Source organism: Cupriavidus pauculus (genome assembly GCF_002858765.1).
GTDB classification, from domain to species: domain Bacteria; phylum Pseudomonadota; class Gammaproteobacteria; order Burkholderiales; family Burkholderiaceae; genus Cupriavidus; species Cupriavidus pauculus_B.
Window position 1 is genome coordinate 356,120 of sequence record NZ_PJRP01000003.1, and the last position, 25,369, is coordinate 381,488.

Annotated in this window: 28 protein-coding genes; 10 read left to right on the plus strand and 18 right to left on the minus strand. The window is 65.9% G+C overall.

Annotation, left to right across the window (positions count from 1 at the left end; all coding sequences use genetic code 11):
* Positions 1-3: 3 nt before the first annotated feature.
* Both CYJ10_RS10090 and CYJ10_RS10095 read right to left on the minus strand, forming a co-directional pair.
* Positions 4-1,143 carry an AI-2E family transporter gene (locus CYJ10_RS10090; RefSeq protein WP_101681348.1) on the minus strand — a complete coding sequence of 380 codons (1,140 nt, stop codon included), beginning with the start codon at positions 1,141-1,143 and terminating at the stop codon, positions 4-6.
* A 40-nt stretch (positions 1,144-1,183) separates the two neighbouring features.
* Positions 1,184-1,456 carry a hypothetical protein gene (locus tag CYJ10_RS10095; protein ID WP_101681349.1) on the minus strand — a complete coding sequence of 91 codons (273 nt, stop codon included), beginning with the start codon at positions 1,454-1,456 and terminating at the stop codon, positions 1,184-1,186.
* Positions 1,457-1,620: 164 nt separating this feature from the next.
* Here CYJ10_RS10095 and ppk2 point away from each other — a divergent pair, with 164 nt between their 5' ends.
* A complete protein-coding gene (ppk2, locus tag CYJ10_RS10100; protein WP_101681350.1) occupies positions 1,621-2,436 on the plus strand; it encodes a polyphosphate kinase 2 in 816 nt (271 codons plus the stop codon).
* 25 nt (positions 2,437-2,461) lie between these two features.
* Here the strand turns inward: ppk2 and CYJ10_RS10105 are convergent, their stop codons facing one another.
* From CYJ10_RS10105 to CYJ10_RS10165, 13 genes are all read right to left on the minus strand, one after another.
* Positions 2,462-2,860 carry a hypothetical protein gene (locus tag CYJ10_RS10105; protein ID WP_101681351.1) on the minus strand — a complete coding sequence of 133 codons (399 nt, stop codon included), beginning with the start codon at positions 2,858-2,860 and terminating at the stop codon, positions 2,462-2,464.
* A 43-nt stretch (positions 2,861-2,903) separates the two neighbouring features.
* Positions 2,904-3,491: a hypothetical protein gene (locus CYJ10_RS10110; RefSeq protein ID WP_101681352.1), complete on the minus strand. Its 588-nt coding sequence runs from the start codon at positions 3,489-3,491 to the stop codon at positions 2,904-2,906.
* A gap of 13 nt (positions 3,492-3,504) precedes the next feature.
* Positions 3,505-3,987 carry a glycine zipper domain-containing protein gene (locus CYJ10_RS10115; RefSeq protein WP_101681353.1) on the minus strand — a complete coding sequence of 161 codons (483 nt, stop codon included), beginning with the start codon at positions 3,985-3,987 and terminating at the stop codon, positions 3,505-3,507.
* A 3-nt stretch (positions 3,988-3,990) separates the two neighbouring features.
* Positions 3,991-5,457 (minus strand): efflux transporter outer membrane subunit, encoded by a 1,467-nt coding sequence (locus CYJ10_RS10120; RefSeq protein WP_101681354.1) that lies wholly within the window; start codon positions 5,455-5,457, stop codon positions 3,991-3,993.
* Positions 5,454-8,627: an efflux RND transporter permease subunit gene (locus CYJ10_RS10125; RefSeq protein WP_101681355.1), complete on the minus strand. Its 3,174-nt coding sequence runs from the start codon at positions 8,625-8,627 to the stop codon at positions 5,454-5,456. The genes CYJ10_RS10120 and CYJ10_RS10125 overlap by 4 nt, the downstream gene beginning before the upstream one ends.
* Positions 8,624-9,874, minus strand: a complete 1,251-nt coding sequence (locus tag CYJ10_RS10130; protein WP_101681356.1) for an efflux RND transporter periplasmic adaptor subunit — start codon at positions 9,872-9,874, stop codon at positions 8,624-8,626. The genes CYJ10_RS10125 and CYJ10_RS10130 overlap by 4 nt, the downstream gene beginning before the upstream one ends.
* Before the next feature lie 50 nt (positions 9,875-9,924).
* The gene (locus CYJ10_RS10135; RefSeq protein ID WP_374703247.1) at positions 9,925-10,167 is read right to left on the minus strand and encodes an RNA recognition motif domain-containing protein; all 243 of its coding nucleotides are present in this window, start codon (positions 10,165-10,167) and stop codon (positions 9,925-9,927) included.
* 135 nt (positions 10,168-10,302) lie between these two features.
* The gene (locus CYJ10_RS10140; RefSeq protein ID WP_101681358.1) at positions 10,303-10,674 is read right to left on the minus strand and encodes a response regulator transcription factor; all 372 of its coding nucleotides are present in this window, start codon (positions 10,672-10,674) and stop codon (positions 10,303-10,305) included.
* A 160-nt stretch (positions 10,675-10,834) separates the two neighbouring features.
* The gene (locus CYJ10_RS10145) at positions 10,835-11,458 is read right to left on the minus strand and encodes a response regulator transcription factor (RefSeq protein WP_101681359.1); all 624 of its coding nucleotides are present in this window, start codon (positions 11,456-11,458) and stop codon (positions 10,835-10,837) included.
* Between the two features lie 6 nt (positions 11,459-11,464).
* Positions 11,465-12,361, minus strand: a complete 897-nt coding sequence (locus CYJ10_RS10150; protein ID WP_101681360.1) for a sensor histidine kinase — start codon at positions 12,359-12,361, stop codon at positions 11,465-11,467.
* A gap of 12 nt (positions 12,362-12,373) precedes the next feature.
* Complete coding sequence (locus tag CYJ10_RS10155; protein WP_101681361.1) at positions 12,374-12,940, minus strand: BPSL1445 family SYLF domain-containing lipoprotein; 567 nt, start codon at positions 12,938-12,940, stop codon at positions 12,374-12,376.
* A 499-nt stretch (positions 12,941-13,439) separates the two neighbouring features.
* Positions 13,440-14,384, minus strand: a complete 945-nt coding sequence (locus CYJ10_RS10160) for a DUF2950 domain-containing protein (RefSeq protein ID WP_101681362.1) — start codon at positions 14,382-14,384, stop codon at positions 13,440-13,442.
* A gap of 35 nt (positions 14,385-14,419) precedes the next feature.
* Positions 14,420-15,928 carry a DUF3300 domain-containing protein gene (locus CYJ10_RS10165; protein ID WP_257993216.1) on the minus strand — a complete coding sequence of 503 codons (1,509 nt, stop codon included), beginning with the start codon at positions 15,926-15,928 and terminating at the stop codon, positions 14,420-14,422.
* Between the two features lie 234 nt (positions 15,929-16,162).
* Here CYJ10_RS10165 and CYJ10_RS10170 point away from each other — a divergent pair, with 234 nt between their 5' ends.
* The gene (locus CYJ10_RS10170; protein WP_101681554.1) at positions 16,163-17,152 is read left to right on the plus strand and encodes a hypothetical protein; all 990 of its coding nucleotides are present in this window, start codon (positions 16,163-16,165) and stop codon (positions 17,150-17,152) included.
* A gap of 4 nt (positions 17,153-17,156) precedes the next feature.
* Here CYJ10_RS10170 and CYJ10_RS34620 read toward each other — a convergent pair whose 3' ends face one another.
* Positions 17,157-17,297, minus strand: a complete 141-nt coding sequence (locus CYJ10_RS34620) for a hypothetical protein (protein ID WP_374703248.1) — start codon at positions 17,295-17,297, stop codon at positions 17,157-17,159.
* A 131-nt stretch (positions 17,298-17,428) separates the two neighbouring features.
* Between CYJ10_RS34620 and CYJ10_RS33660 the strand changes: the two genes are divergently transcribed.
* The 7 genes from CYJ10_RS33660 (at position 17,429) to CYJ10_RS10205 (ending at position 21,776) form a co-directional block, all read left to right on the plus strand.
* On the plus strand, positions 17,429-17,728 hold the full coding sequence (locus CYJ10_RS33660; RefSeq protein WP_257993240.1) for a TonB-dependent receptor domain-containing protein: 300 nt from the start codon (positions 17,429-17,431) through the stop codon (positions 17,726-17,728).
* A gap of 8 nt (positions 17,729-17,736) precedes the next feature.
* Positions 17,737-18,150, plus strand: coding sequence for a TonB-dependent receptor domain-containing protein (locus CYJ10_RS33665; protein ID WP_257993241.1), 414 nt, complete (start codon positions 17,737-17,739; stop codon positions 18,148-18,150).
* 67 nt (positions 18,151-18,217) lie between these two features.
* The gene (locus CYJ10_RS10185; RefSeq protein ID WP_101681363.1) at positions 18,218-18,898 is read left to right on the plus strand and encodes a Fe2+-dependent dioxygenase; all 681 of its coding nucleotides are present in this window, start codon (positions 18,218-18,220) and stop codon (positions 18,896-18,898) included.
* 2 nt (positions 18,899-18,900) lie between these two features.
* Positions 18,901-19,977: an alpha-hydroxy acid oxidase gene (locus CYJ10_RS10190; protein ID WP_101681364.1), complete on the plus strand. Its 1,077-nt coding sequence runs from the start codon at positions 18,901-18,903 to the stop codon at positions 19,975-19,977.
* A 16-nt stretch (positions 19,978-19,993) separates the two neighbouring features.
* Positions 19,994-20,611, plus strand: coding sequence for a TetR/AcrR family transcriptional regulator (locus CYJ10_RS10195; RefSeq protein WP_101681365.1), 618 nt, complete (start codon positions 19,994-19,996; stop codon positions 20,609-20,611).
* Positions 20,612-20,788: 177 nt separating this feature from the next.
* Positions 20,789-21,196, plus strand: a complete 408-nt coding sequence (locus tag CYJ10_RS10200) for a VOC family protein (RefSeq protein WP_180862882.1) — start codon at positions 20,789-20,791, stop codon at positions 21,194-21,196.
* A 130-nt stretch (positions 21,197-21,326) separates the two neighbouring features.
* On the plus strand, positions 21,327-21,776 hold the full coding sequence (locus CYJ10_RS10205; RefSeq protein WP_101681367.1) for a CBS domain-containing protein: 450 nt from the start codon (positions 21,327-21,329) through the stop codon (positions 21,774-21,776).
* Positions 21,777-21,804: 28 nt separating this feature from the next.
* On the opposite strand, the gene CYJ10_RS10210 is transcribed toward CYJ10_RS10205, so the two are convergent.
* Positions 21,805-22,686 carry a sensor histidine kinase gene (locus CYJ10_RS10210; protein ID WP_180862883.1) on the minus strand — a complete coding sequence of 294 codons (882 nt, stop codon included), beginning with the start codon at positions 22,684-22,686 and terminating at the stop codon, positions 21,805-21,807.
* 229 nt (positions 22,687-22,915) lie between these two features.
* Complete coding sequence (locus CYJ10_RS10215) at positions 22,916-23,833, minus strand: helix-turn-helix transcriptional regulator (RefSeq protein ID WP_101681369.1); 918 nt, start codon at positions 23,831-23,833, stop codon at positions 22,916-22,918.
* Positions 23,834-24,067: 234 nt separating this feature from the next.
* On the opposite strand from CYJ10_RS10215, the gene mnmH reads away from it, so the two are divergent.
* A complete protein-coding gene (gene mnmH, locus CYJ10_RS10220) occupies positions 24,068-25,129 on the plus strand; it encodes a tRNA 2-selenouridine(34) synthase MnmH (protein ID WP_101681370.1) in 1,062 nt (353 codons plus the stop codon).
* Positions 25,130-25,369: the final 240 nt, after the last annotated feature.

Here is a 25,369-nt window from a genome sequence, read left to right on the forward strand (position 1 = left end):
GGCTTACCCCCTGGTGATGTCGGCGCCGGTGATGTCGGGCACGCTGCGCGGCTCCGTTTCGCCCTCGACGCGCGGTGGCGGGTCCTCCACCCATTGCCAGAACAGCTGATAGCCCACTGCCAGCACGATCGGGCCAACGAACAGCCCGATCACGCCGCCGGTGACCATGCCGCCCAGCGCGCCGATCAGGATCACCGGCATCGGCACGTCGACCCCGCGCCCCAGCAGCAGCGGCTTGAGCACGTTGTCCGACAGCCCCGCAATGAACACGTAGATCGCGAACACGATATTGGTGCCAGTAGCACCCTCCGCCGCGAAGACCAGCACGATCACGGGCACCGTGATCAGCGTGGCCGGTAGCTGCATGATGCCCAGCAGCAGCACCGCCAGCGCCAGCAACCCCGCGCCCGGCACGCCCTTGATGACGAAGGCGATGCCGATCAGCAGCATCTGGATGAACGCAATGCCCACCACACCCTGGGCCACGGCGCGCACGGTCGCCGTGCAAAGTGTGGTGATGCGGGGCCCGCGTTCCGGCCCGGAGATACGCGACGCAATTTGCACCGCGCTACGCGTGCCCAGTTCGCCGTAGGCCATGATGATCCCTGCGATGATCAGCGCGCCCACGAAGACCAGCAGCCCCACGCCCACCCCGCCCATCGCACCCAGGACCCCGAGACTGGCGGCCTTGATCTGCGGCCCCAGCTTCTGGATCAAGCCGCTGGCATCGGTAGACGCCATCTGCCAGGCGTCATGCACCCGCTGTCCGATCACGGGCCAGCCGGCCACCGATTCGGGCGGCGGCGGGATGGTGAACTCGCCGGTCTTGGCAATCGCCATGGCATGCTCGACCGATTCGATCAGCGCGATGCCAAGCAGGTATGTCGGCACCATGACCACGGCAATCACAAGCACGATGATCAGCGTGGCGGTACGCCCTTCGCCGTCAAAGACCTTGCCGCGCAGCCGCACCTGCAGCGGATACATCGTGATGGCCAGGATGACCGACCACAGCAGCAGGTTCATGAACGGCTTGAATATCTGGAAGCAGAAGACCGCCAGCAGCGAGATCAGGCCAAACCGGATCAGCGTGTCGATCAGCGTGCGCGACGCGGTCGCGCTGGAATACGGAGCTTGCAGCATCGGTTGGCCTCCCTTGTGCGGCGGGACAGCGGGCACGCCATCAGGCATCCTGGCGCCTGCGCGCAATCAGGACCGCGACGGCGCCAACGGCGAACAGCACGACGCAACCCAACAGCCAGTCGCGGGCGAGCACGTTCACCAGGTAGCGTGGCGGGTCGCTGCCGGTCCGGAACATCTGCACCTCCAGGCCGCGCATGGCCATCCTGAACAGATTCAGCTTGTCCGGCATCTGCCCGCTGGGATCGCTGAAGAAGATGCCCACCACGGCCAGCCACAGCGCCCCCGCCATCAGCACGACACCGCATTTATGCATGATGGCCAACTCGAACAGGTTCTGTCAGTAGAGTCAGTCAAGCACCGGTGCAATGCAATTGGTCCTTGGGCCAAGCATTGGACCAAGGTCCATTGCCAAAGCACTGCGCAGTGTCCAGATTGATACTCAGGGAAAGTGTCCCCACCGAGACTCTGGGAGCAGACATGGCAAAACAACGGCGTGCCGAAAGCGAGGCGGAAGCCGGCACCGCGCTGGGCCGCAAGGACTATGACAACGCACTGGCCGCGCTGCATGTGGAACTGGTACACATGCAGAACTGGATAAAGGCCAGCGGCACCAAGGTGTGCGTCGTCTTCGAGGGACGCGACGGCGCCGGCAAGGGCGGCACCATCAAGGCCATCACCGAGCGCGTCAGCCCCCGCGTGTTCCGCGTGGTGGCGCTGCCTGCCCCCACCGAGCGGGAAAAGACCCAGATGTACATGCAACGGTACATCCCCCACCTGCCCGCCGCGGGCGAGGTGGTGATCTTCGATCGCAGCTGGTACAACCGCGCCGGCGTGGAGCGCGTGATGGGCTTTGCCAGCGACGAACAGGTGGACGTCTTCCTGCACGCCGTGCCGCTGATGGAACGCGCCATCGTCGGATCCAACGTGCTGCTGCTCAAGTACTGGCTCGAAGTCACGCCGGAAGAGCAGACGCGCCGGCTGCAGTCGCGTATCGAGGACGGACGCAAGACCTGGAAGCTGACGGAGATGGATCTGAAGTCGTACAGCCGCTGGTACGACTACTCGCGCGCCCGCGACGCCATGTTCGCGGCATCGGATACCGAATTCGCCCCGTGGCACGTGGTGCGCTCCGACAACAAGCGCAGCGCCAGGCTGAACATCATCAGCCATTTGCTCGCTTCCGTGCCCTACGAACGGATCAAGAGCAAGAAGATCACGCTGCCGGCGCGACAGAAGCCGGGCAACTACAAGGCGCCCGACTATCCGTACCGCTACATCCCCGAGAAGTACTGAGCGCCGCCCCGCCGTCCCGTGGCGGTCATTCCTTGATCATCGTCTTCTTCCAGTCGCCACTCGACTGCTGGCAATACCATCCCGTCCAGCGTTCGGGCTGCCGGCCCGGCTGACGTAGTTCGCTGCGTACCTTGCGGCAACGCTGGCCGCTCTCGGTACGTGTCTTGAGCGGCGTGAACGTGCCGTCGGTGGCCTTGCTCTTGGGGTTGGTGGTACTGGCGTCCAGGTGAAACGGCACGCTGGCACCGTCGTCGGAATCCGACAGTGTCTTGCCAAAGGCCGTGCGCAGTTCCGCCACCTGGTCTTTGTCCAGCGTGCCGATGATCGTGCCGTTGAGGAAGTGATCGAAATACGCATGCGCTGGCCAGGCCAGGCCCAGCAGCGCGGCCGCGCACAGGCCATGCCATTTCGCAGTGTGTTTCAAGGCGGCCTCCTTGGCTGCTTGCCGGACAGGATGAAAAACCCGACTACTTCGCGGCCCCCGGTGTGACCGATACCGCGACTGCCTCAGTATAGACAGCCTGCACGCGGTCGCCCTTCTTCACGGACTTCATCTGTTCGGGGTCTTCGACCATGAGGTCCACGGTGTGGCCACGCGGCCCCTTGACCGTGACGATGTTCTTTTCCTTGTCGACCTTGACGACCTGTGCCACCACGGTCACCTCGCGTCCCACCCGGCCACCCGGCTTGGCGCCGGGCTCGGAGCGCTCGGCGATCTCGCGTTCCTGCATGGTCGCCGCGCCGGCGCCCTTCTTCAGGCTCACCGTCAGGGCTTCGGTGTACTCGACGGCAACCTTGTCGCCCACGCGCAGCTGGTCGAAGTTGCGCGCCTCGTCGCCCACGGTCATGTCCACGACCTTGCCTGCCTGGGTCTTGAGCGTGACCTTGCGCGTTGCCGTGTCGATGGCGGTGATGGTGGCGTTGACCTTGGCCGTGCCGGTCGCCGTGGTCTGCCCGGCAGACCGCTGCACGTCCGTCTTCACGTCCGGCTGGGCGTATGACACCGTCGAAACGCTGAGCAGCACCGCTGCTGTAATGGCGACTCGCTTGAACATATGACCTCCTTGGTTATTGGATCGTGTAGCCGCGCCCCTGCATGCAGGCCGAGTACGCGCGGTAATAGGTGTTCATGGCCCCGGATTGCTGCGACTGCGCGTTGGCTTGCGCGTTGCGCTGGTTCTGGCGTGCCCGGTGTCCGCCCGCCATCGTGCCCACTGCGGCGCCGGCGGCGGCGCCCTTCCCGGCATCGCCCGCGATGGCGCCAATGACCGCGCCTCCCGCCGCGCCACGCGCCGCACCGCCCACGCGTTCCCCGCCCCCTACGGCCGGGCCGCTGGGCGCAGGCGGCGGTGCGGCAGCCACGGCCGCCGGATCGATACCGGTGTTCGACTTGGCCCACGAATAACAGTAGCCGTCATCCTCTTGCTGCTTGGCCTGGCTTTGGCCCTTGGCCGGATAGGCGATGGGTTTCGATTGCGCGAGCGCGCCCGCGCTCAGGCCAACCAGGACAGTGGCGGCAAGCAACGCCGCCGGAATGCTCGATCTGGACATGATTCACTCCTTGGCGGGGCCGGCCGACTGGTTGACGCTGGCCTGGTGTGCGCTGTCGACGGGCCACCCGCCGCCCAGCACCTTGTAGAGCTGGACCAGCTGGCCAAACTCCGTGCCGCGCAACGTCGACTGTTCGAGTTGCGCGGAAAACAGCGAACGCTCGGAATCGAGCACCTCCAGGTAGCTGGTGTAGCCACCTTCGTAGCGGTCGCGCGCCAGCAGCGCGTAGCGCGACAGGGCATCCACCTGGTCGTTCTTGGCCAGCAGCTGGCTGCGGGTGTACTGCACGCCGGCCAGCGCATCGGCGACCTCGCGGAAGGCGGTCTGCACCGACTGCCGGTAGCCGTACAGCGCCTGTTTCTGGCGTGCCTCGGCCTGCTTCACGTCACCGGCAATCGCACCGGCGGTGAAGATCGGCACGCTGATCAAGCCACCGTACGACCATGCCCTGGATGAACCCACCCATAGCCCGGACAGCGCCGTGCTGGCCGCGCCGAACATGCCGGTCAGCGAGATCGTCGGGAAATACTGGGCGCGTGCGGCGCCAATCTGCGCGTTGGCCGCCACCAGCGACTGCTCTGCCTGCAGCAGGTCCGGGCGCTGTTCCAGCAACGACGACGGCAACCCCACCGGCACCACTGGCAGAATCAGTTCGTCGATCGACTTGCCCCGCGGCATGGCGCGCGGGTTGTCGCCGATCAGCACCGCCAGCAGGTCTTCCTGCTGGGCCACCAGCTGGCGGAACTGTTCTACCGATGCCTGGGCCGACGCATACTCCGAGCGCGACTGCGCATACTCGACCTCCGACACCACACCGCCCTGGAACCGTTCGCGAAACACCGTCAGCGCGCCCTCGCGGCTGGTCAGCGTGTCCTGCGCGATGCGCAGGCGGTTGTCGAGGTCGCGCAATGTGATGTAGCCACTGGCCACCGCTGCCACCACGCTGATCTCGGTGCTGCGGCGCGCCTGTTCAGACGCCGCCCACTCGGCCCGGGCGGCCTCGGTCATGCGCCGGATCCGCCCGAACAGGTCAATCTCCCAGGACGCATAGACATCGGCTTTGACCGAGTTGAACGGGTTGTCGATGGGCAGCACCGTGCCGCTACTGGTGCTGATGCGCTGCCGGCCGCCACCCGCCTCGGCACCCACCTGTGGGAACAGCCCGGCCCGCGTGGTCATCACGCGCCCGTAGTATTCCTCCACGCGCGCCGTGGCAATCAGCACGTCGTAGTTGTGTGCACGCGCCGCGGCGATCAGGTCGTCGAGCACCGGATCACCAATCTGTGACCACCAGTATTGCGTGGTCACCACGTCGGTCGCCTGCGGCGACTCGGGCCCGAAACGGTAGGTCTCCGGCACCACCACATCGGGACGCACGTAGTCCGGGCCCACGGTGCAGCCGCCGGCCAGCAGTGTCATCGCCGTCAGCCCCGACACCAGGGCGCGCGCTGGCCAGCCGCGTTGGCTCATAGCGTGCCTCCGGTAGGCGCGGCGGGGTCGGTACCCGCCCCGGCGTCCTTCTCGGCCTGCGTGGCGAGCTTCTTCTTGCTCTCGCGCTCCAGGCCCCAGAAGAACATCGGGATGAAGAAGATGGCGATCACCGTGGCGCCGAGCATGCCGCCGATCACCCCCGTGCCCAGCGACTGGCGGCTGGCCGCCGACGCGCCACTGGCAATCGCCAGCGGGATACAACCGAGGATGAACGCCAGCGACGTCATGATGATCGGACGCAGCCGCATCTTGGACGCTTTGACCGCCGCGTCATACGGGCTCAGCCCCTCCTTGACGCGCATTTCCACCGCGAACTCGAAGATCAGGATGGCGTTCTTGGCAGCCAGCGCAATCAGCACCGTCAGCCCGATCTGGAAATACACGTCGTTCTCCATGCCCCGTATCAGGATGCCGACCAGCGCACCGAACAGCGCGAACGGCACGGCCAGAAGCACCCCGATCGGCAGCGACCATTTCTCGTACTGCGCCGCCAGGATCAGGAACACCATCAGCAGGGCGAACGCGAACACCATCGCCGCCGTGGACCCGGCCTTCTTTTCCTCGTAGGCCTGCCCGCTCCACGCATAGCTGTAGCCTGTGCCCAGCACCTCGGCCGCCACTTCCTCCATGGCCTGCAGCGCCTGGCCCGAGCTGTAGCCCGGCGCGGCGTCGCCCGTGATCTTGGCCGCCGGGAAGTTGTTGAAGCGCGTCACCAAATCGGCGCCGGCCACCCAGCGTGCGGTGGTCACGGCCTTGATCGGCACCATCTCATTGTGCGAGTTGCGCACGTAGACCTTGTCGATGTCCTCGGGCTTGGACCGGTATTCTGGCTCTGCCTGCAAGATCACCTGGAACAGCCGGCTGTTCTTCGGGAACTGGCTCACATACAACGAGCCGAACATCGTCTGCAGCGCGGAGTACACCTGCTCCACGGGCACGCCTTGCGTTTCGGCCCGCTCGCGGTCCAGGTCCACCAGCAGCTGCCGTGAGCGCGTGTTGATCGTCGAACTCACGCCGCGCAGTTCCGGCCGCTGCCGGGCCTTGGCGATAAAGGCGTGGGTGCGTTCCTCGAGTTGCTGGTAGGTGCCGTCACCGGTGCTCTGCAGCCAGAACTCGAAGCCGCCCGTGGTGCCAAGACCTGGGATCGACGGCGGATTCACGGGTATCACCAGCCCCTCGCGGTAGGTGGAGAACTCCTTGTTCGCCTGCGCGATCAGGTCGGCCGCGCTCTCGCCCTTGCCACGTTCGTGGAAGCCCTTCAGCGTGATGAACAGCGTGCCGGCGTTCGACTTGTTCTGCGAATCGATCAGGCTGTAGCCATCGGGCACCGCGACCGACTTGACGGCGGGCTGCTTCTCGAACCATTCGGCGGCCCGCTTCGAGAGCGCGCCAGTACGGTCCAGACTGGCCGCATCGGGCATGATCACCGCGCCCAGCAGATAGCCCTGGTCCTCCACGGGCAGGAACGACGACGGAATGCGGATGAACATCAGCACGGCGGCCACGATCAGCGCGATGACGATGCCAACCGAGATCGCCGTGCGCCGGATCACGGCCTGCACGGTCGAACCATAGCCTTCCACCAGCCGGTCGAAGCTGCGGTTGAACCAGCGAAAGAAGCGGTTCTTCTCATGGCTGCCGGGCTTGAGCAGGATGGCCGCCAGCGCCGGCGACAACGTCAGCGCCACCACCCCGGACAGCAGCACCGACACCGCCAGCGTGATGGCGAACTGCTTGTAGAGCTGGCCTGTGATGCCGGACAGGAATGCCACCGGGATGAACACCGCCAGCAGCACGAGCACGATGGCGATCACCGGGCCGCCCACTTCGTCCATGGCGGCCTTGGCGGCCTCCTTGGGCGGCATGTGGAACTCCATCATGTTGCGCTCGACGTTCTCGATCACGACAATGGCGTCGTCCACCACAATGCCGATGGCCAGCACCATGCCGAATAACGTAAGCATGTTCACTGAAAAGCCGAACGCGGCCATGGCAGTGAAAGTGCCGATGATCGACACCGGCACCGCCAGGATCGGCACCAGCGTGGCGCGGAAACTCTGCAGGAACAGGTACACCACCAGGATCACCAGGATCACCGCGTCGCGCAGCGTATGCACCACCTCGTTGATCGACTCCTGCACGAACTCGGTGGTGTCCAGCGCGACCTCGTACTCCAGGCCCGGTGGGAACGTCTTCTTGGCCTCTTCCAGCGCCTTGCGTACCTGCCCGGCCACGGCCAGCGCGTTGGCGCCCGGCTGCTGGTACACCGCCAGCAGCGTGGCGGTCTTTCCCTTGTAGCGGCTGCGCAGCGAGTAGTCCTTCGAGCCCAGTTCGGCGCGGCCGATGTCCTTGAGGCGCACCAGTGCGGCGTCGCCCGATGCCGCGCGCAGGATGATGTTCTCGAACTCGGCCGGTTCCGTCATGCGGCCCTTGGTGGTCACCGGGAACGTCTGCTTGACCGGGCCGGACGTGGGCGAACTGCCGATACGGCCCGCCGAGAACTGCTCGTTCTGGTTGGCAACCGCATTCTTGACGTCCTCTGCCGTGATGCCCAGCTGGGCCATGCGGTCGGGCTTGAGCCAGATGCGCATGGCGTAGTCCGGCGTGCCGAAGATGGCCGACTGGTTGGCACCCGGGATGCGCTTGAGCGAATCGAGGATGTAGATGCTGGTGTAGTTGTCGACGAAGGTCTGCGGGTAGCTGTTGTCAGGCGAATAGACGGCAATCACCATCATGAACGCCTGGGAACGCTTTTCCACGGTCACGCCCTGCTTGGTCACGGCGTCGGGCAGGGTCGGAAGGGCCAGATTCACCCGATTCTGCACATCCACCTGCGCCAGCGACGGGTCGGTGCCAATCTCGAAATACGTGGTCAGCGTGATATTGCCCGTGGACGAACTCGTGGACGACATGTAGAGCATGTTGTCCGCGCCGTTCACCTGCTGCTCGATCGGGGCGGCCACGTTCTGCGCCACCACTTCCGAGCTGGCGCCCGGATACGTGGTCGATACCGTGATGCTGGGCGGGGTGATGTCGGGAAACTGGGCGATCGGCAGGTTGAACAGCGCCACCAGCCCACCCACCACGATGATGATCGACAGCACCGACGCGAAGATCGGGCGGTCGATGAAGAAGTGGGACAGTTTCATGACGCCGCACCCTTGCCGGCTTCCGCCGCGCCGGGGGCGCCTGGCGCCGCTGGCCGCGAAGGGGGTGCCGACGGAGGCACCGGAGACGGCCCGTCGCTGGGCTGACGCGGCGCGGCCGCCACCGGCTTGACCGGGGCGCCCGGCGCCAGGCGTACCGAGCCATCGACGATCACGGTATCGCCCTCACGCAGGCCCGAACGCACCACCCAGTTTCCCTGCGACCATTCGCCCACGTCGATCACGCGCGATTCGGCCTTGTTCTCCTTGCCCACCAGCCAGACGGATTGGCCGCGCTGGCCCTGCACCACGGCTTCCTGCGGCACGGTGATGGCCTTGGTGCGCACCGCGCCAATCAGGCGCACGCGCACGAACTGCCCCGGACGCAGCATGCCCTTGGTGTTCGGCATCTCGGCGCGGATCAGGTAGGTGCCGGTCTCGGAGTTGAACGACGCATCGGCAAACGCGATACGGCCGCGCTGCGGATACGTGGTGCCGTCGGCCAGCACGATCTCCACCTCCAGCGCGCCGCGTTCGGGCATGCGGAGGGCGCCGGACGCGGTCTGCGACTGGTATTGCAGCACCTCGTTTTCGGACAGGCTGAAGTTGATCCAGATCGGATCAAGCTTGGCCACGTACGTGAGCAGGCTGTTGGTGGCGTCGATGTACGAACCCACCTGCTTCTTGGCGTAGCTGGACAGGCCATCGACCGGCGACGAGATAGTCGTGTATCCCAGATTCAGCTTGGCGTTCGTGACGTTGGCCTTGGCCGCTTCCACGGCGGCGGCGGCGGCCTGCTCCTGGCCCGTGGCTTCGTCCAGGTCCTTCTGGCTCAATGCGTTCTTGGCGGCCAGCGGCTTCACGCGCGCCAGATTCGAGCGCGCGGTGGTCAGCCGCGCCTGCTGCTGGGCCAGTTCGGCCTGCGCGGCGTCCAGCGCGGCCTGGAACGGCTTCTGGTCCATGCGGAACATGACCTGGCCGGCCTTGACCATCGTGCCTTCGGTGTACAGGCGCTGTTCCAGGAAGCCGCTCACGCGGGCCCGGATCTCCACCTGCTGGGAGCTTTGCGTCTCGCCCACGAACTCGTACGTCAGCGGCACGTCGTGCAGCGTCACCTTGACGACGCCCACTTCGGACACCGGCGGCGCGGCCGGCGCCTTGGCCTCCTGCTTGTGGCAAGCGGACACCGCCAGTGCGGCCAGGACCAGCAATGCCCAACGACCGCGCTTGGATTCCAGACCGCTTGCCATCGTCGTATCTCCTGCCCGCGCCGGCCATGGGCCACGCGAGACTTGTGCGATTACCTGAAGTGTTCGCGCAGGATCAGCGCATTGATCTTGTGGCCGTTCCAGAACACGCCGTGGATGCGCGGCACAAGTTGCTGCAGCGCGGCCGTATCCACCGTCCGGAACGTCAGCGTCATCGACGGCCGGGTGCCGTCGCCTTCCTGCTGCTCGATCTCGTCGGCTGACGGAAAGCCATAGCGGCCAAGGAATTCCCTGACCTGCTCCTCGGTGGTGTCCGGGTGGAGGTTGGAAAGCATCAGTAGCGCCATTTGCCGGTCCTCCTGTTTCGGGCTGCGAGCCAAGCGTGCTGCAGGGCGCCTGCTGCACGCCCTGATAAGAGTTTGCCTGTTGGGGCCTGAATGACAATTGGACCAAGGACCAAAGGCATGGGGCTAAGGCATCACGCTACGAACGAGGTCCACCAGCTGGACGGCATCGAACGGCTTGCGCAGATAGCCGACAGCACCGGCCGCCAACGCCTTGTCGCGTGCCTCCGGCACCTCGTGGGCCGTAATGAAGATCAGGGGGAGCGCCAGCCCGGCCAGTTGCTGCTGGACTTCCAGCCCGTCCATGCCCGGCATGCAGACATCGAGAATCACGCAGAACGGCCGGTAGGCGGGCTTGCCCTGGATGCTGGCAAGAAAATCGGTGCCACTGGTGAACGTGTCGACCGTGATACCCGCGGCACGCAACAGCCGCGACGTGGATCGCGCCACAGACGCGTCGTCGTCGACAACCACCACGAAGTTTCCGCTAGCACCCATTTGCACGTTGCGCAGCCGATCGTAAGCACGTAATGCCTAGGCTACGAGACAGGCGAGGCGGGCGATATTGGCCCATGGTCCAGCGGCGATTCCGAACGGAGACAGACAGGGCGCGGCAGAACACCGCGCCCGGGCGGGAAAACGCAAAGCCAGATACGGCTCAGGCGGCCGGATCGGCCACCATGCCCATCCGGTCGGCAATGCGGACCAGGGCCGGCAGGGAATCCACTTCCAGCTTCTGCATGACGTGGGCGCGATGCACCTTGATGGTCTTCTCGACGGTGCCAAGCCGGTTGGCCACCTGCTTGTTGCGGAAGCCCGTGACGATCCAGGCCAGCACCTCGCGCTCGCGCGGCGTCAAGCGGTCGATCTTCTTCTTCAGGTCGCGCAATTCGCTGGCCAGCGCAAACTGGCGCGTGGCACAGTCGCAGCCCTTGCTGACCGCAGCCAGCAGTTGCACGTCGGATACCGGCTTTTGCAGGAAGTCGATGGCGCCGGCCTGCATCGTCAGCACCGCGCTGGCCACATCGGCGTGCCCGGTCAGGATGATGACCGGAATCCGGCTGCACAGCGCCTGCTGCAGGTCGATGCCGCTGATATCGGGCAGTTGCAGGTCCAGCAGCATGCAACCGGGTGCGTTGTCCAGGTCGGCTTCCTCCAGAAACTGGCTGGCCGAGGCAAACCCGGCGGTCAGATAGCCGTGCGCGCCCAGCACACGGCCCAGCGCCCGTCGCACGCTGTCGTCATCGTCCACGATGTAGATGGTGGTCCTGGTTGCGAGCATGGAGTCCTACCTCCGGGAAAATGCAGTCCTGAACCGGGCCGCCACGACCGCCGGCGAGCGATGATGCGCCGCGGACGAAGCAGAGTGTTCGGTGCGCAGCAGGCACTCGAACGTCATGCCCCTGTCGCTGTTTCGGATGGCGCGCAGCCGACCGCCATTGCGTTCCATGAGCGCGCGGCTGAACGACAGACCAAGGCCCATGCCCTTAGGCTTCGACGAAAAGAACGGCCGGAAGATCTTGTCGAGATCGCCCTCGGCCACGCCGCAGCCGTTATCGCGCACGGATAGCTTCAGCACGCCGTCCTGTGCGGACGCGCTGACCGATACCTTGCGCGCGCCACGCGCGGCGGCTGTTTCCACGGCGTCCAGCGCATTGACCAGCAGGTTCAGCAGCACGAGCTGGATTTCCATCGGATCGCCCACGGCGCGCGGCAACTCTCCGTCGGTCGCGCCATCGACGGTCACCTCGCGCGCCCTGGCTTCGTCGTGCACCAGTTCCAGCGCACGCGCGATCACTTCACCGATCTGGAACGGCACCAGATGTGGGGCCTCGCCACGAATCAGCGCCCGCACGCCCTTAACGATGTCGCTCGCGCGCGAGGCGTCGCTGACGATGTCATCGAGGATTTCGCGGATCTCTCCCTGATCGGGCGTGCCAGACATCAGATACTCGCGCGCGGCCTGGGCGTTGCTGGTAATGGCGGTCAGCGGCTGATTCAGTTCATGCGCCAGCGACCCCGCCAGTTCGACCATGCCGGGGCGGCTGGCGATGTCCGAGAAGGGACTGGAGTCGACCACGCGCTGGGTATCGCCCTGGCGACGCGGCGAGGCGCGCGGACGTGGCAGTACGCCCATCGCAAGCGCGACGGACGCCCCCATCAGCAACATCGTGACCCATCTCATGACCAAGCGCGTTCAGATATCGAGCTTGCTGATCTTGGTGCCTTCCAGCGACAGGTTGGCCATCAGCCCGGCGTTGGTCAGCACGAACCCGATGATCGGTGCGCGGGCCGTGTTGGTGTCGACCTGCCCGTTTGCGCCGATGGTCGCCAGCGCCACCGAGCCGTCCACGCCGGCCGTCCAGCCCTTGCTGGCCTGAAAGGCCTGCAGCGCGGCGTCGGTCATGAACATCATGATGAGCGCCTTGGACTGTGCGCCGGCCAGGAAACCGAACGATGCGGTAGTGGTGCGGTAATAGCCCACCGGCGAATTGGCCACCCTGAGCGACCCTTCGCCATACTCCGCGCCGACGATAAAGCCGGCGGCCAGGATTTTGGGGAACACGAGTATGCCCTTGGCCTGCTGCGCCAGCGCCTGCGCCGAACTGGCGGACGCGAACAACTTGCTCATGGTGCCGTCCACGCCGGCATCAATCTCGCGGCGCTTGGCCGCGGCATCACTGCCAGACATGTTGGTGGTACAAGCAAACAAAGCCGGCGCCAATGCCAGTGAAGGCAGGCTCACGAACAACCGTCGATTCATCATGGTCTCCCAGACATAACGGGGAGCAAGCCAGGGCGAGCAGGCCCTACAACGGGCAGCGGCCAGCTACGTGCCGCGGCGCCAGATCCATGAAACGTCCCTGGGCGTGCCTACCCCACGCCAAATACGATCGATCCTTATTGCTTTTTCTGGATATTCCGTTAGTGCCATATCAAAGTAGGTCGATGACCTGCCGATTGCAATCTTTACTTCCCTTGATATGTAAAGATGAAACACGGTCGAAAAAAATATCAGAACGCCGCCTGCTTGCCATTAATCTGGCATTCATATTCAACGTCTCGTCAAGGGTACGTGATACTGCACGGCGGGACGCCCGGCCAATACTTTCTGCGAAATCACCCCGAAATTAAACAGCCTGCTTAGCATCTGGCCGTTTGTCATCCATCGTGGAAACCGGAAGTAGAAATGCCCTGACCGGTATTGCTGCCGGTCAGGGCATTGTTGCGAATTGGAGATGTCGTCAGGGGCTTGCGCCCGCCTAGTCTGCGCTGCCCCCCGTCACGGGTTGCAACAGTTCCGGCGCCACCTTGCTCCACCCCGCGCCCGGATCGAACGTCTCGATACCTGCGGCCCGCTTGCCGGTGTCGCGGCCCAGGTCGCGTTCGTAGACCTGGCCGTCGTGGCTGACCATGAAGCTCTTGATTCCGGTTTCGCCATACCGGGCGGGCCACGCCAGCACTGCAAATCCGCCGAACAGCTTGCCGTTGACCAGGTACGTGTACTTGCCGCCGGGCGCGGTCGGGCCTTGACCGTTGAGCAGCTTGTAGCGGTAGCCGTTATACCCGTCCGATTCAGTGCGATGGCTCGACACGGCATCGATGAAGGCCGGTCCGAGCGGGCTTTCCGGTTCGCCTGTCCGGGTCGGCCAGTAAAGCCCGTCCTTCTTGCCGGGCGAACTGACCAGCTTGCGCGCATAGACCGTTAGGCCATTGCCTTCAGGGTTGCTCAGCGCGTAGTCGTGCTGGGCGTCATAGATGGCCAGCATGGTCTGGATGGTCGACAGCTCGTTCCGGCCGATGTGTCGCAACCGGATCTCAGTGACGCCTTGCTTCACATCGAAATGCCAGCGTCCGTTGGACTTGACCAGCGGAATCGGCAGCGTCCAGCCGTTGTTGCCGACCGCCACGCGCGCAGTGCCGTCGTCGCCACCCTCGATGCGGTGCGACTGGCTCCATGCCGACAGGAAGCGATACCTCAGATCCGCACCCACCGGCGGGATCATGCGGCGGGATTCCTGTCCCAGCAGCGCTGTGATGGCCGCGTCATTGCTGGTGGCCACGGCGTCACCGAACGCGTTCATGGCGGCCTCGGGCGTATCGAACGCCTTCTGGGCCTGCGCAGCGGACATGAGCACCACGCTCAGCACCACCGGCAGAACGGTACGCGCGATGCGCGACGGCAGGATTGCTTTCATTGCACGCATGCCTGACACCTCGTGATTGTCATCGCTATCTCCGGCTACCGGCGGCCGCCGCCACCACCCCGGCCACCGCCGCCACCACCAAATCCGCCGCCACCGCCCCGGCCGCCACCGCCCTGGAAGCCGCCACCGCCGCCTCCGCGGCTGGCGCCACCGCCGCCCTGGAAGCCACCGCCGCCACCGGCACTGCGCTGCGCCGCGCCCTGTCCGCCGCCCCCCGAACTGGCGCGTCCGCGATCGAGGTCACGCTGCGACGCCGCACCACTTCCGCCCACGCCCTGGAATGCGTTGTCCCGGCCACCGCCGCTGTAGCTGGTGCGGTTTGCGCCCGCGCCGCCACGGTCGCCCGCCCCTCCGCGATCCGTGGACAGCCTGTCGCCGGTACTGGCACGATCGCCGCCAACACCCTGGCCACGGTCGCCCGCGCGGTTGCCAGCCCGGTCGCCACCCCGGTCTGCCGACCGGTCGCCCGCCCGATCTCCGGCCCGGTCTCCAGCCCGATCCGCACTGCGGTCGCCAGCCCGGTTGCCCGAGCGATCACCTGCGCGATCGCCACCCCGGTCACCCTCGCGGCCCCGGAAGTCGTTGCGCCGATCGGCGCCGCCCACGTTGTTGCCGAATTTCTCGCGCGAAGCATTATCGCGATAGGCCACGCCCTTGCGGTGGCTGGAGTCGTGCTTCCACTTGTTGCCGCCTTCCACGTTGTTGCGGTTGAAGTTGCGGTCGATGTTGGTGGCGCGGTTCACGTTGATATTCACGTCGCCGCCGCCCCAGTTGCAGTTGCCGAAGATGGCGCCGGCGGCCGCCAGGCCTACGCCCCAGGCAAACCCGGTGGCCAGCGCGGCGCCCGGGTAGTAAGCCGGATACGGCGGCCAGTAGTAGGGCGGATAGCTCGGGTAGCCCCAACTACCGTAGGCAGTGGCCGGGTTGTACGCCGGCACGTAGATCACCTGGGGATTCGCGGGCTCGATGATGATGGTCTGCTGCGTGCCGCTGCTTTGCGTAGCTGGCTGAACCGTCACATTCTGCTGCTCGTTCGACTTCAGGTTGCCGGACTGCTGGGCCTTGTTGCGCAGCCGCTGCACGGCGGCCAGCACGTCCTTTTCCTGGGCCAAAAAAGCGTCGCCAAGCTTCTGCGTCCAGTCGAGCTTGTCGTTCATCGGCTCCAGCACCTGCGGAAACGCCACCAGCGACTTCACGCTGACGTCCCATGGCTGGTCCTGCACGGCCTTCACGGCCGCATCGCCCTTGAGGCTCGAATTGGCCTTCAGCCAGCGCGCGGCCTGGACGATTTCCAATGGATAGGTCGCCGCCATCAGCACCTGCGACAGCACCGAATCCGGATACAGCGCGATAGGCGCCACCAGCGCCTCGATTTCCTCTGGCTTGAAGGTCTGCTGCTCCGATGTCGCCTGCTGGCCCTGCGCAGACGGCTGTGCCGGCGCCGGCTGCGCCAGGACGCTGCCTGTAGAGACCACCAGGCAGGCAAGCATCCAGTGGCCGATGCATCGCATGCGCCGCATATATCGCCCGCTGCCACCCGTCATGGCGTCCCTCCGCAAAATGGTGCCGACGTCCCCTTCTCCGGCTATCAGCACAAGATATAGATGGCGGCCAGACGCGCCGCAATGGAACCTTGGGCCAATAGGTCGCTTTGGCCCGCCCGCCCGGCCATGCCCATACGGCTTTGGTCCAATTCGCAAGCCGCCTCGCGCTGGCGTACGCTTTGCAGCATTGCCGACCGCCGCCGGTCCTATCCGGCCGACCCCCCAATGGGCCGCATGACGCTTCCAGGATCCGGTTTCGTCCGTCGGCGCTGCCTGGCCGCGCTGCTGCCCGCCGTGCTGCTGTGGGGCGGCGCGGCGCCGGCGCACGCGCAGCAATCGCCCGATTTCAACGTGGTATTCGGTCCGGCCGTGCAGCGCCAGGCCAATGCGGTGCTGACGCTGATGAGCTTTTCGGTGGTCCCGGACCTGGCGTCGAGTTCGCTGTCGATCTCGAATGGGCAGACTGCCAACCCCGGCATCGTCATGTCGCAGCTGGGCGGCGGCTTCACCCTCAGCAAGTCCACGCCGATCTACATGGAAGGGTCGATCGCCTACAGCCGCTACGACCCCACATTCGTGGCATCGAACGGCACGGAGTCGCGCGAACTGCCCACCCGCTGGAACACGGTGGCGGGCACCGTGGGCATCGGCTGGGACTTCCCGTTGACCGAGAGCCGGGAACTGGTGTTCCGCCCGATCTTCAACGCGTCGCTGGGCAATGTGTCCAGCGACCTGCGACTGGCGCAAGGCTTCCTGAACCGCAGGAGCGACCGCACCATCAACTTCCTCGACGGCGGATCGCTCAACGCCTACGGGCTAGGCGGCTCGGTCATGATCGACTGGGAACACTACCGGCCCGAGCACGACATCGACGTCGAACTGCGCTACACCAATATCCACCTGAAGAGCTTCGGCGGGTCGTCGGATGCCGTGCAGGGCTCGGCCATCGCCCAGACCGCCAACCTTTATGCGCGCTATCGCGCCCCGACCGGCTACTTCGCGATGGACCGCCCGGTGCGCTACGTGCTCGAGCTGTCGCACTCGCATTACCTCGGGGCCCAGGCCGGGGCGCTGGGATTCAACTATCTGACGACGCTCGGGATGGGTCTGGAACTGGACACCACGGCGCACGAGGTTTTCGTCACGCGCGTGCGCGCGGTGGTGCGCTACGTGTTCGGCAACAACGTGTCCGGGGTATCGCTGGGCCTGGCGGCCAGCTTCTGAGCGCTCACACCCCGTCCGCCCCGCCGCCCAGCACCTTGTATAGCGTCACCAGGTTGCCCTGCCACGTCAGGCGAAGCGTGACGAGGTCCTGCTCCGCCGCGTACAGCGAACGCTGCGCCACCAGCACGCTCAGATAGCTGTCCACGCCCTTGCGATAGCGCGCCAGCGACAGGTCGTAGGCAGCCTGGCTTGCATCGGTCAGCCAACTCCACCAACGTCGGCGTATTCGTGAGCGACCGCGTCTAGCTGACTGAACAGGTCTCGCTGCTCGGCAGCCTGCGCTGGGACTTCTTCCGCAGCGAATACGAGACCAGCGCCTCGACGGCGGGTGGCACGGCGGATTCCAAGAAACTGAGTCCGGCCATCAGTGCGATCTGGGAACCGACCAAGGACGCCATGCTCTATGCGTCGTTCTCGCGCTCGTACCGGCCGGTGGGCACCGATATCACCTTGGCCGTGGGCGGCGTGCAGACCGAGGTGCCTAAGGCCGGTGCCGCCAGCGAGCCGGCGCGGTCGCCAGCGGTTTTTCCGACAGCGGCGAGGGCCGGCGCATACGCGGCACGGAGTTTGGGCTGACCGGCCGGATCACCACCAACTGGTCGGCCAATCTGGCCTATGCCTACCTGGATGACGAGGAGACGTCGGCCACCAGACCGGCGCTGGTTGGCAATGTGGCGCCCGGCGTGCCGCACCACAACATCACGCTGTGGACGGCGTATGACATCCCGCACGCGCTCGTGCCATTGCCGGGCAAGCTGACACTGGGCGGCGGCGTCCAATATGCGTCGGGGTACTGGGCGAATTCGGACAACACCGACCGCGTGCCCGACACCTTCTCGCTCGACGCCATGCTAGCGTTCCAGCAGGGCAAGTTCCGCGCATCGCTCAACGGCTACAACCTGACCAACAGCCTGAACTATGCGTCGGCGTTCAACGCGTCACGGGCCCGGCCGGCTTCGGGCCGCGCCGCGCTGCTCAACGTCGGCATGACGTTCTGATCCTGCCGAATCTGGCTGGCCCCTTCACTGTTCGCAGGGGCTGGCCATCCTTTGAAGAATCCCCACAATGCTGATCCGCATTCCCGATGTCCTGACGCCTGACGAAGTCCGCACGCTCAGGCAGCGCCTGGAAGCGTCCGACTGGGTAGACGGCCGCGTCACGGCCGGCGACCTGGCCGCGCAGTCCAAGGCCAACCTGCAATTGCCGATGCACACCGCCGAAGCCCTGGAGCTGGCCGACGGCATCCTGAAGGCACTGGGCCACTGCCCGGCCTACCATTCGGCTGCGCTGCCGCTGCGTGTGCTGCCGCCAATGCTCAACCGCTACGAAGCCGGCATGACGTTCGGCACGCACGTCGACAACGCCATCCGCACCATGCCCGGCACGGGCGGCATGCGCATGCGCGTCGACGTCTCCACTACATTGTTCCTGTCCGACCCCGACGAATACGACGGCGGCGAACTCGTCATCGAAGACCTGTTCGGCACCCACGCCGTCAAACTGCCGGCCGGACATATGGTGGTGTATCCTGCCTCGTCGCTGCATCGGGTCACGCCCGTCACGCGCGGCTGCCGCTGGGCCTCGTTCTTCTGGGCCCAGTCGATGGTCAAGGACGATGGCATGCGCACCACGCCGCACGCGCTCGACATGACGATCATCGGCATCCGCAAGCGGCTCGGCGACGACGCGGTGCTGTCACTGGTCAACCACTATCACAACCTGCTGCGGCGCTGGGCCGAGCCTTGACGATGATTCCTGCCGATACCGTTTCCGTGCTCGACTACGAACGCCGCTTTCGCGAACGCGTGCATCCGGCCGTTGCGGCGTATATCGCCGGGTACTCGGCCGATGGCATCACCCAGCGCGACAACCAGACGGCCTTCGAGCGCATCCGCCTCATGCCGCGCGCGCTGGTCGACATGTCGCAGGCGTCGGCGTGCTCGGAACTGTTCGGTCAGGCGCTCGACTATCCGGTGCTGATCGCGCCCACCGCGTATCACAAGCTCGTGCATCCCGACGGCGAACTGGCCACCGTGCACGCGGCATCGCTGACGCGTACCTGGATGACGGTCAGCACGCAGGCCAGCGTATCGCTGGAAGACATCGCCCGCACATCCACCACGACGCTGTGGTTCCAACTCTACCTGCAGCCGCGCCGCGACGACACGCTAACTCTGGTGCGTCGCGCCGAGCAGGCCGGCTACCGGGCCATCGTGCTGACGATCGATGCCGTGGTCAATGGCATCCGCAATGTCGAGCAGCGTGCGGGATTCCGCCTGCCCGACGGCGTCAGGGCTGTGAATCTGGCGGACCTGCCACCCCAGCAGGCCCACGACGCCAGCCACGGCAGCCCGGTTTTCCGGAGCATGCTGCGCCACGCGCCCACCTGGCAGGACGTGGCATGGCTGCGCAGCCAGACGACGCTGCCGGTGCTGGTCAAGGGGCTGCTCAATCCTGCCGATGTCCGGCCCGCCTTGGATGCGGGGGTGGCAGGCATCATCGTCTCGAACCATGGCGGCCGCACGCTGGACACCGTACCGGCCACCATCGACGCGCTGCCGGCCGTGGCACAGGCCGTGAATGGCGCGGTGCCGATCCTGCTGGACGGTGGCATCCGGCGCGGCACCGATATTGCCAAGGCCATTGCGCTGGGCGCCAGGGCCGTGCTGGTCGGCCAGCCGATCCTGCACGCGCTGGCAGTGGGTGGCATGCCCGGCGTGGCGCACATGCTAACGATGCTGCAGACCGAACTGGAAGTGGCGATGGCCCTGCTGGGCTGTCCGCGCCTTGAGGCGCTGGACAGCGCCGCCATCCAGCAGCGATAGACGAGGTCGCCGCGCAATGCCCCAATCCAAACCCAGCGCGCCGCTGCGCCCGCGCAAGACCCCGCGCCAGGCACGTGCCGGCGAGACCGTGGCCGCCATCGTCGAGGCAGCCGCCCAGGTGCTGGAGGCCGGCGGCGTCGAAGGCTTCAACACCAACGCGGTGGCTGATCGTGCCGGCGTCAGCATCGGCTCGCTCTACCAGTACTTTCCCGGCAAGGATGCGCTGACCGTGGCGCTGATCCAGCGTGAAACCCAGCGGTTTCGCGACGACATGGCGTTTGCGCTGACCCGGCGCGGCGGCAGGGCCGCGCTCGAATACCTGCTGGGCGCCTGCGTGCGACAGCAATTGCAGCGGCCCATGCTGGCCAAGCTGCTAGACATCGAAGAAGCGCGGCCCGCGTTGCGCGACGAAGTGGATTCGGCCGAGCTGCAAGCCCTGTTCACCACGATCGTGGGCCGCGTGGTGCCAGATCCGGCCCAGGTCGAGATGGTGGCTGGCGACCTGTTTGCCATGATTCGCGGCATGGTCGACGCCGCCGGCGAGCGCGGCGAACGCGATATCGAAAGCCTGGAACACCGGCTGCGGGCAGCGATTTTCGGCTATCTGGCCCGCGTCGGCAAACGCCGAATGTGAGCACGCCCTGTTCGCGAGCCTGCGTCACAGCCGCCTGGAACCCCGGCCTGACGCGGGTCTTGCGGCCATGTGGCACATGCCTCCAATGCGAGTTGTGGCGACGGGTCGCCGCCAATAATCTGACGTCCTCGGGCGAGCCGGGCAATGGTGCCCCGCCGCCAGCATGAGAGACCGACGATGACTGACGTTACCCATACCATGAAGCTCAACCACCTGAGCTTTCCCTCCGCCGACACCGCGGCCACCGCTCGCTTCTTCGAGCAGTACCTGGGATTCACAATCGCCGGGACGTGGCAGCAGTCGTTCATCCTCAAGCGCGCAGGCTTCGACGTGGTGATCGACCATGCAAGCGACTACGTGCCCGAATGGCCCGGCAATTTCCACTTGGGCTTCGAGCTGCCGACGCTCGAAGCCATGCGTGACCTGTACGCGCGCTTCCAGAACGATGGCGTGAAGCTCGAAACCAGCGTCTTCAACAACGGGCGAGGCTCGCGCTTCTTCTGCCGCGCACCGGGCGGCGTGATGTTCGAGCTCAATACGCGGTCCGATGCCTCCCCCGAGTATCAGGGGACGTTCGACGACTGACGCACGCCGGCCGGCGCTTCAGCTTCCGGCCGATGCTGCCGTTATACCTACCGTGCACATGTCACCCGCGCGTCCGCCTGCCGCAGCATGTGGCGACGCGCGTGCCTGATCTAGCTGAACGGAGCCAGTAGTGAGTATTGACAGCATCATGTCGAAACAGGTGGCCACCGTGGTCTTCGATGACACGTTGGCAACCGTGAAGGATATTTTTGACGCCGCGAACTTCCACCATCTGCTGGTGGTGGAGGACGGCAGGCTTCACGGCGTGGTGTCGGATCGCGACCTGCTGCGGGCCATGAGCCCATTCATCGGCAGTAATGTGGAATCGGCCAGGGATCTCAATACCCTGAACCGGCGCGTCCACCAGATCATGTCCCGCCAGCCGATCACGCTGCGCCCGGAAGCCGCCATCGCCGACGCGATCGACCTGTTCCTGGCGCACCAGGTATCGTGCATTCCCATCGTGGACGAACAGTTCCGGCCCGTCGGCATCGTCAGCTGGCGCGACATCCTGCGCGCCATGCGCCCGGAGCCCCAACAAGCCGAGCCCGACGCAGCCGCCGCGACCGACGCGGCCTGATTCCCCTGGCGCCAACGCGCCGGCTTGCCTAAGCGGCGGGCGCGTACAACGGCAGCGCCACGGTCACCGTGGTCTGTCCGTCGCCCGACGTAGCGGCGATGGTGCCGCCATGCAGTTCGACGATCGAGCGGCAGATGGCGAGACCAATCCCCATGCCGTCGTCCTTGGTGCTGAAGAACGGCTCAAAGATCCGGGCGAGTTGCCCCGCTTCGATGCCGCGACCGTTGTCGATCACCTCGATCACGGCCATCCGGTCGGCGCCGTGCCGCGTGCGTAGCGTGACGCGGGCGCTGCCCGGCGGGCCGTCGCGCCTGGCTTCCACCGCGTTGAGCAACAGGTTGAGCATGACCTGCTGGATCTGCACGCGGTCGCCATGTACCGGCGGCAACGTCGGATCGAGATCGAGCCGGAGGTCGACGCTGGCGACGCTAATCCGGCAATCGGCCAGCGGCAGTACCTCGCGCAGCGCTTCATCCAGCCGAAAGGGCTGGGGCGGCAAAGGCTCGCGACGCATCAGCGCACGCAGGCTGCGGATCACGCCCTCGGCGCGCTCGGACTGCTCCTGGATACGGCGAATGCCGTCGGTGATTTCTCCGGCCATCGGCGCGTCGCGATGCATCCAGCGCGCGATGGTGCCAGCCTCGATGCGGATGGCGGTCAGGGGCTGGCGGATTTCGTGCGCGATCGAGGCCGCCAGTGTGCCCAGCGTGGCCACGCGAGACAGATGCACCATCTGGTCCTGCAGGCACTGGATGATGGCCGTATCGCTATGGCACGGTCCCGTGTCGGGGCCGGCACCCCTGAGGTTTTCCTGAATACGCCGCTCGATGGCTAGCGCGACCTCACGCACCATGCGGATGGCGTCCCGCTGGAATGCCGTTCCCGAGGACGGGTCACTTTGCGGTGTCATAGCCGGCATCTCCCATTGGCAAACAATAAAACACCGCAGGCGGCCGGGGACAGAAGCTTGTGGCTTCTGGTGGCGCGCCGTGCGGCAGTCAGACGTAATCTACGTCATGTATCAGACATTGACTTGTCAATTTGTGACGCGTCTGGGATGTTTGCGCGCTGGATTGCCGCTTTATGTGTGACGAAAATGCCACCCCATCGACCAGCTTCCGGTGGCCGCCGGGCCAGCGCTAGCCGAGATAGCGGCGGCGCCAGACGCCGGGCGTCATGCCCATGTGCCGCGTGAACACGCGCGTGAAATGGCTCTGGTCGGAAAACCCGCAAACCATGGCCACCTCGGCCAGTGGCACGGCAGCGGCGCCGCGCAGCAGTGCGCAGGCGCGTTCCAGCCGCTGGGCCATTAGCCACTGATACGGGGTCTGGCCGGTGGTATCGCGGAATGCACGCGTGAAATGGCTGCGCGACAACTGGCAGGCGTCGGCCACATCGGCAATCGACAGGTCGCCGTCGATCTTGGCCGCCAGAAATTCCTTGGCCCGGGCCACGCTGCGCGGCGACAGCAGGCGATTGACCTTGCGTGACGCCACCGGCTCCTCGCCATACTGGCTCACCAGGTGCACGCCAATGGTCAGGCTCAACTGGTCGATGAACAGCCGGCAGGCATGCTCGGGATGGCTCAGCGCGGGCACCATGGCCTGGGCCAGGTGGGCCAGCACAGGGTCGGGCTGGCCGGCGGCCTCGCGCAGTGCGCGCTGTCGCGCACGACCCATCTCACTGCTGGTGCGCTCGATGAAGCTGCGCGGCAACTCCATCAGGATGAAATCGAAACGGGTCTCGTAATCGGCCTTGTAGTCTTCGGACAGGCTGCGGACGTAGATGTCGCCCGCCGCGAAATCGTGCGTGCGCGCGTGGCGCCCGGCAATGATGCGGCGACGGTGGCCAGCCTCCAGGGCGATGCCCGCGACAAAGCCGCGCTCGGCCGCAGGCATGGCAATCTGACCCGACTCCAGGCGCGAGCTCTTGCGATGGAACTGGATGTCGCTACTTGACAGGGCCTGGTCGGCGCCGAGCTTGTCCGCCGAGCAGCCGAACGTATCGACCAGCCCAGGCGGACCCTTCGGGGCGGAGGTGGTTTGGGTTGTCGACATGGCGAAAGTCCGCGATGAATCATGATGATGCCGCCTGATTCTTACCGGATCCTTGCAGAAGCAGGGCGGCGCAGCATAGCACGCAGGCCCCGGCCGCCGCATGGCGCCGCCGCCGGCTTTTCGCATCCTTGCGGGCCGGCCGCTGCCCGCAAAAATCTCGGCCATCCCGGGCGGCCTCCGTTACAGTAGGCGTCATCCCCGAACCATTTCCCTGCCCGCTCTGCCCGTGCTCTCATGAAGCCCTTTGTGCGCGTAGAAGACCGCCACGCCTTCGACACCATCATCGACGCGCGTTCGCCGGCCGAGTTCGAGATCGACCATATTCCGGGCGCGATCAACTGCCCGGTGCTCGACAACGAGGAACGGCGCATCGTCGGCACGCTGTACAAGCAGGCCGGTGCCTTCGAGGCCCGCCGGGTTGGCGGCGCCATGGTGGCCGCCAACCTGGCCCGACACCTGCGCGAACGCTTTGCCGACCGGCCGCAGGACTGGCGGCCGCTGGTCTACTGCTGGCGCGGCGGGCTGCGCAGCGGCGCGATGACCACCTGGATGCGCATGGTGGGCTGGGACGCCCAGCAGCTGGCTGGCGGCTACAAGTCATGGCGACGGCATGTCATCGCCGCGCTGGAAGCCCTGGCGCCGCAACTGCCACTGGTCGTGATCTGTGGCGCCACCGGCAGCGGCAAGACACGGGTGCTGCAGGCCCTGGCGGCCCACGGCGAGCAGGTGGTCGATATCGAACGCCTGGCGCGGCACAAGGGATCGCTGCTGGGCGCGCTGCCAGGCGTGCCGCAGCCCTCGCAGACCGCTTTCGAGACGACACTGGCCGACGCCATCGAGTCCATCGACCTGTCCCGCCCGCTGTTCGTCGAAGGCGAAAGCGCGCGTATCGGCCAGCTCAACCTGCCGGTGCCCATGGTGGCCCGTATGCGCGACAGCCTCTGCCTGGAAATCGAGGTACCGATGCCGGCGCGGCTGGCCTTCCTGCTGCGCGACTACGCCTACCTGGGCGACCGGCCCGAATGGCTGGCCGAACAGCTCGGGCGGCTCAAGGCCCTGCACGGCAAGACCACCATCGACGCCTGGCAGACCATGGCGCGGGCCCGCAACCTGCCGGACCTGTTCGCCGAACTGGCTACCCGGCACTACGACCCGTCCTACGCGCGTTCACAGCGCAAACACTTCCATCGGTGGGACGATCGCATGACCATCACCGCAGACAGCCTGTCGGCCGAGGGGATCGACGCGCTGGCCTGCAGCATTGCGGATCGGGTCAGGGCGCGCTGGCCGGGGTAACACCGCCCGGCTGCGGCAGCCTAGCCTATCCGTGGTAACTGGCCAGACCGAAGCGGCAACTCAGACGATGTACGCCTTGCGCTACACCATCTGGCGAGCGGGTTTACAGCATCCCGTTATCGCCGCTGCGCGCGCACCAGGAACGAATGATGCGAATCCTCGCCCATACGGATCAACCGGATGGCTGCGATGGATCGCATGCGCTATAGCGACGACGACCTGGAGACACAACGGCAACAG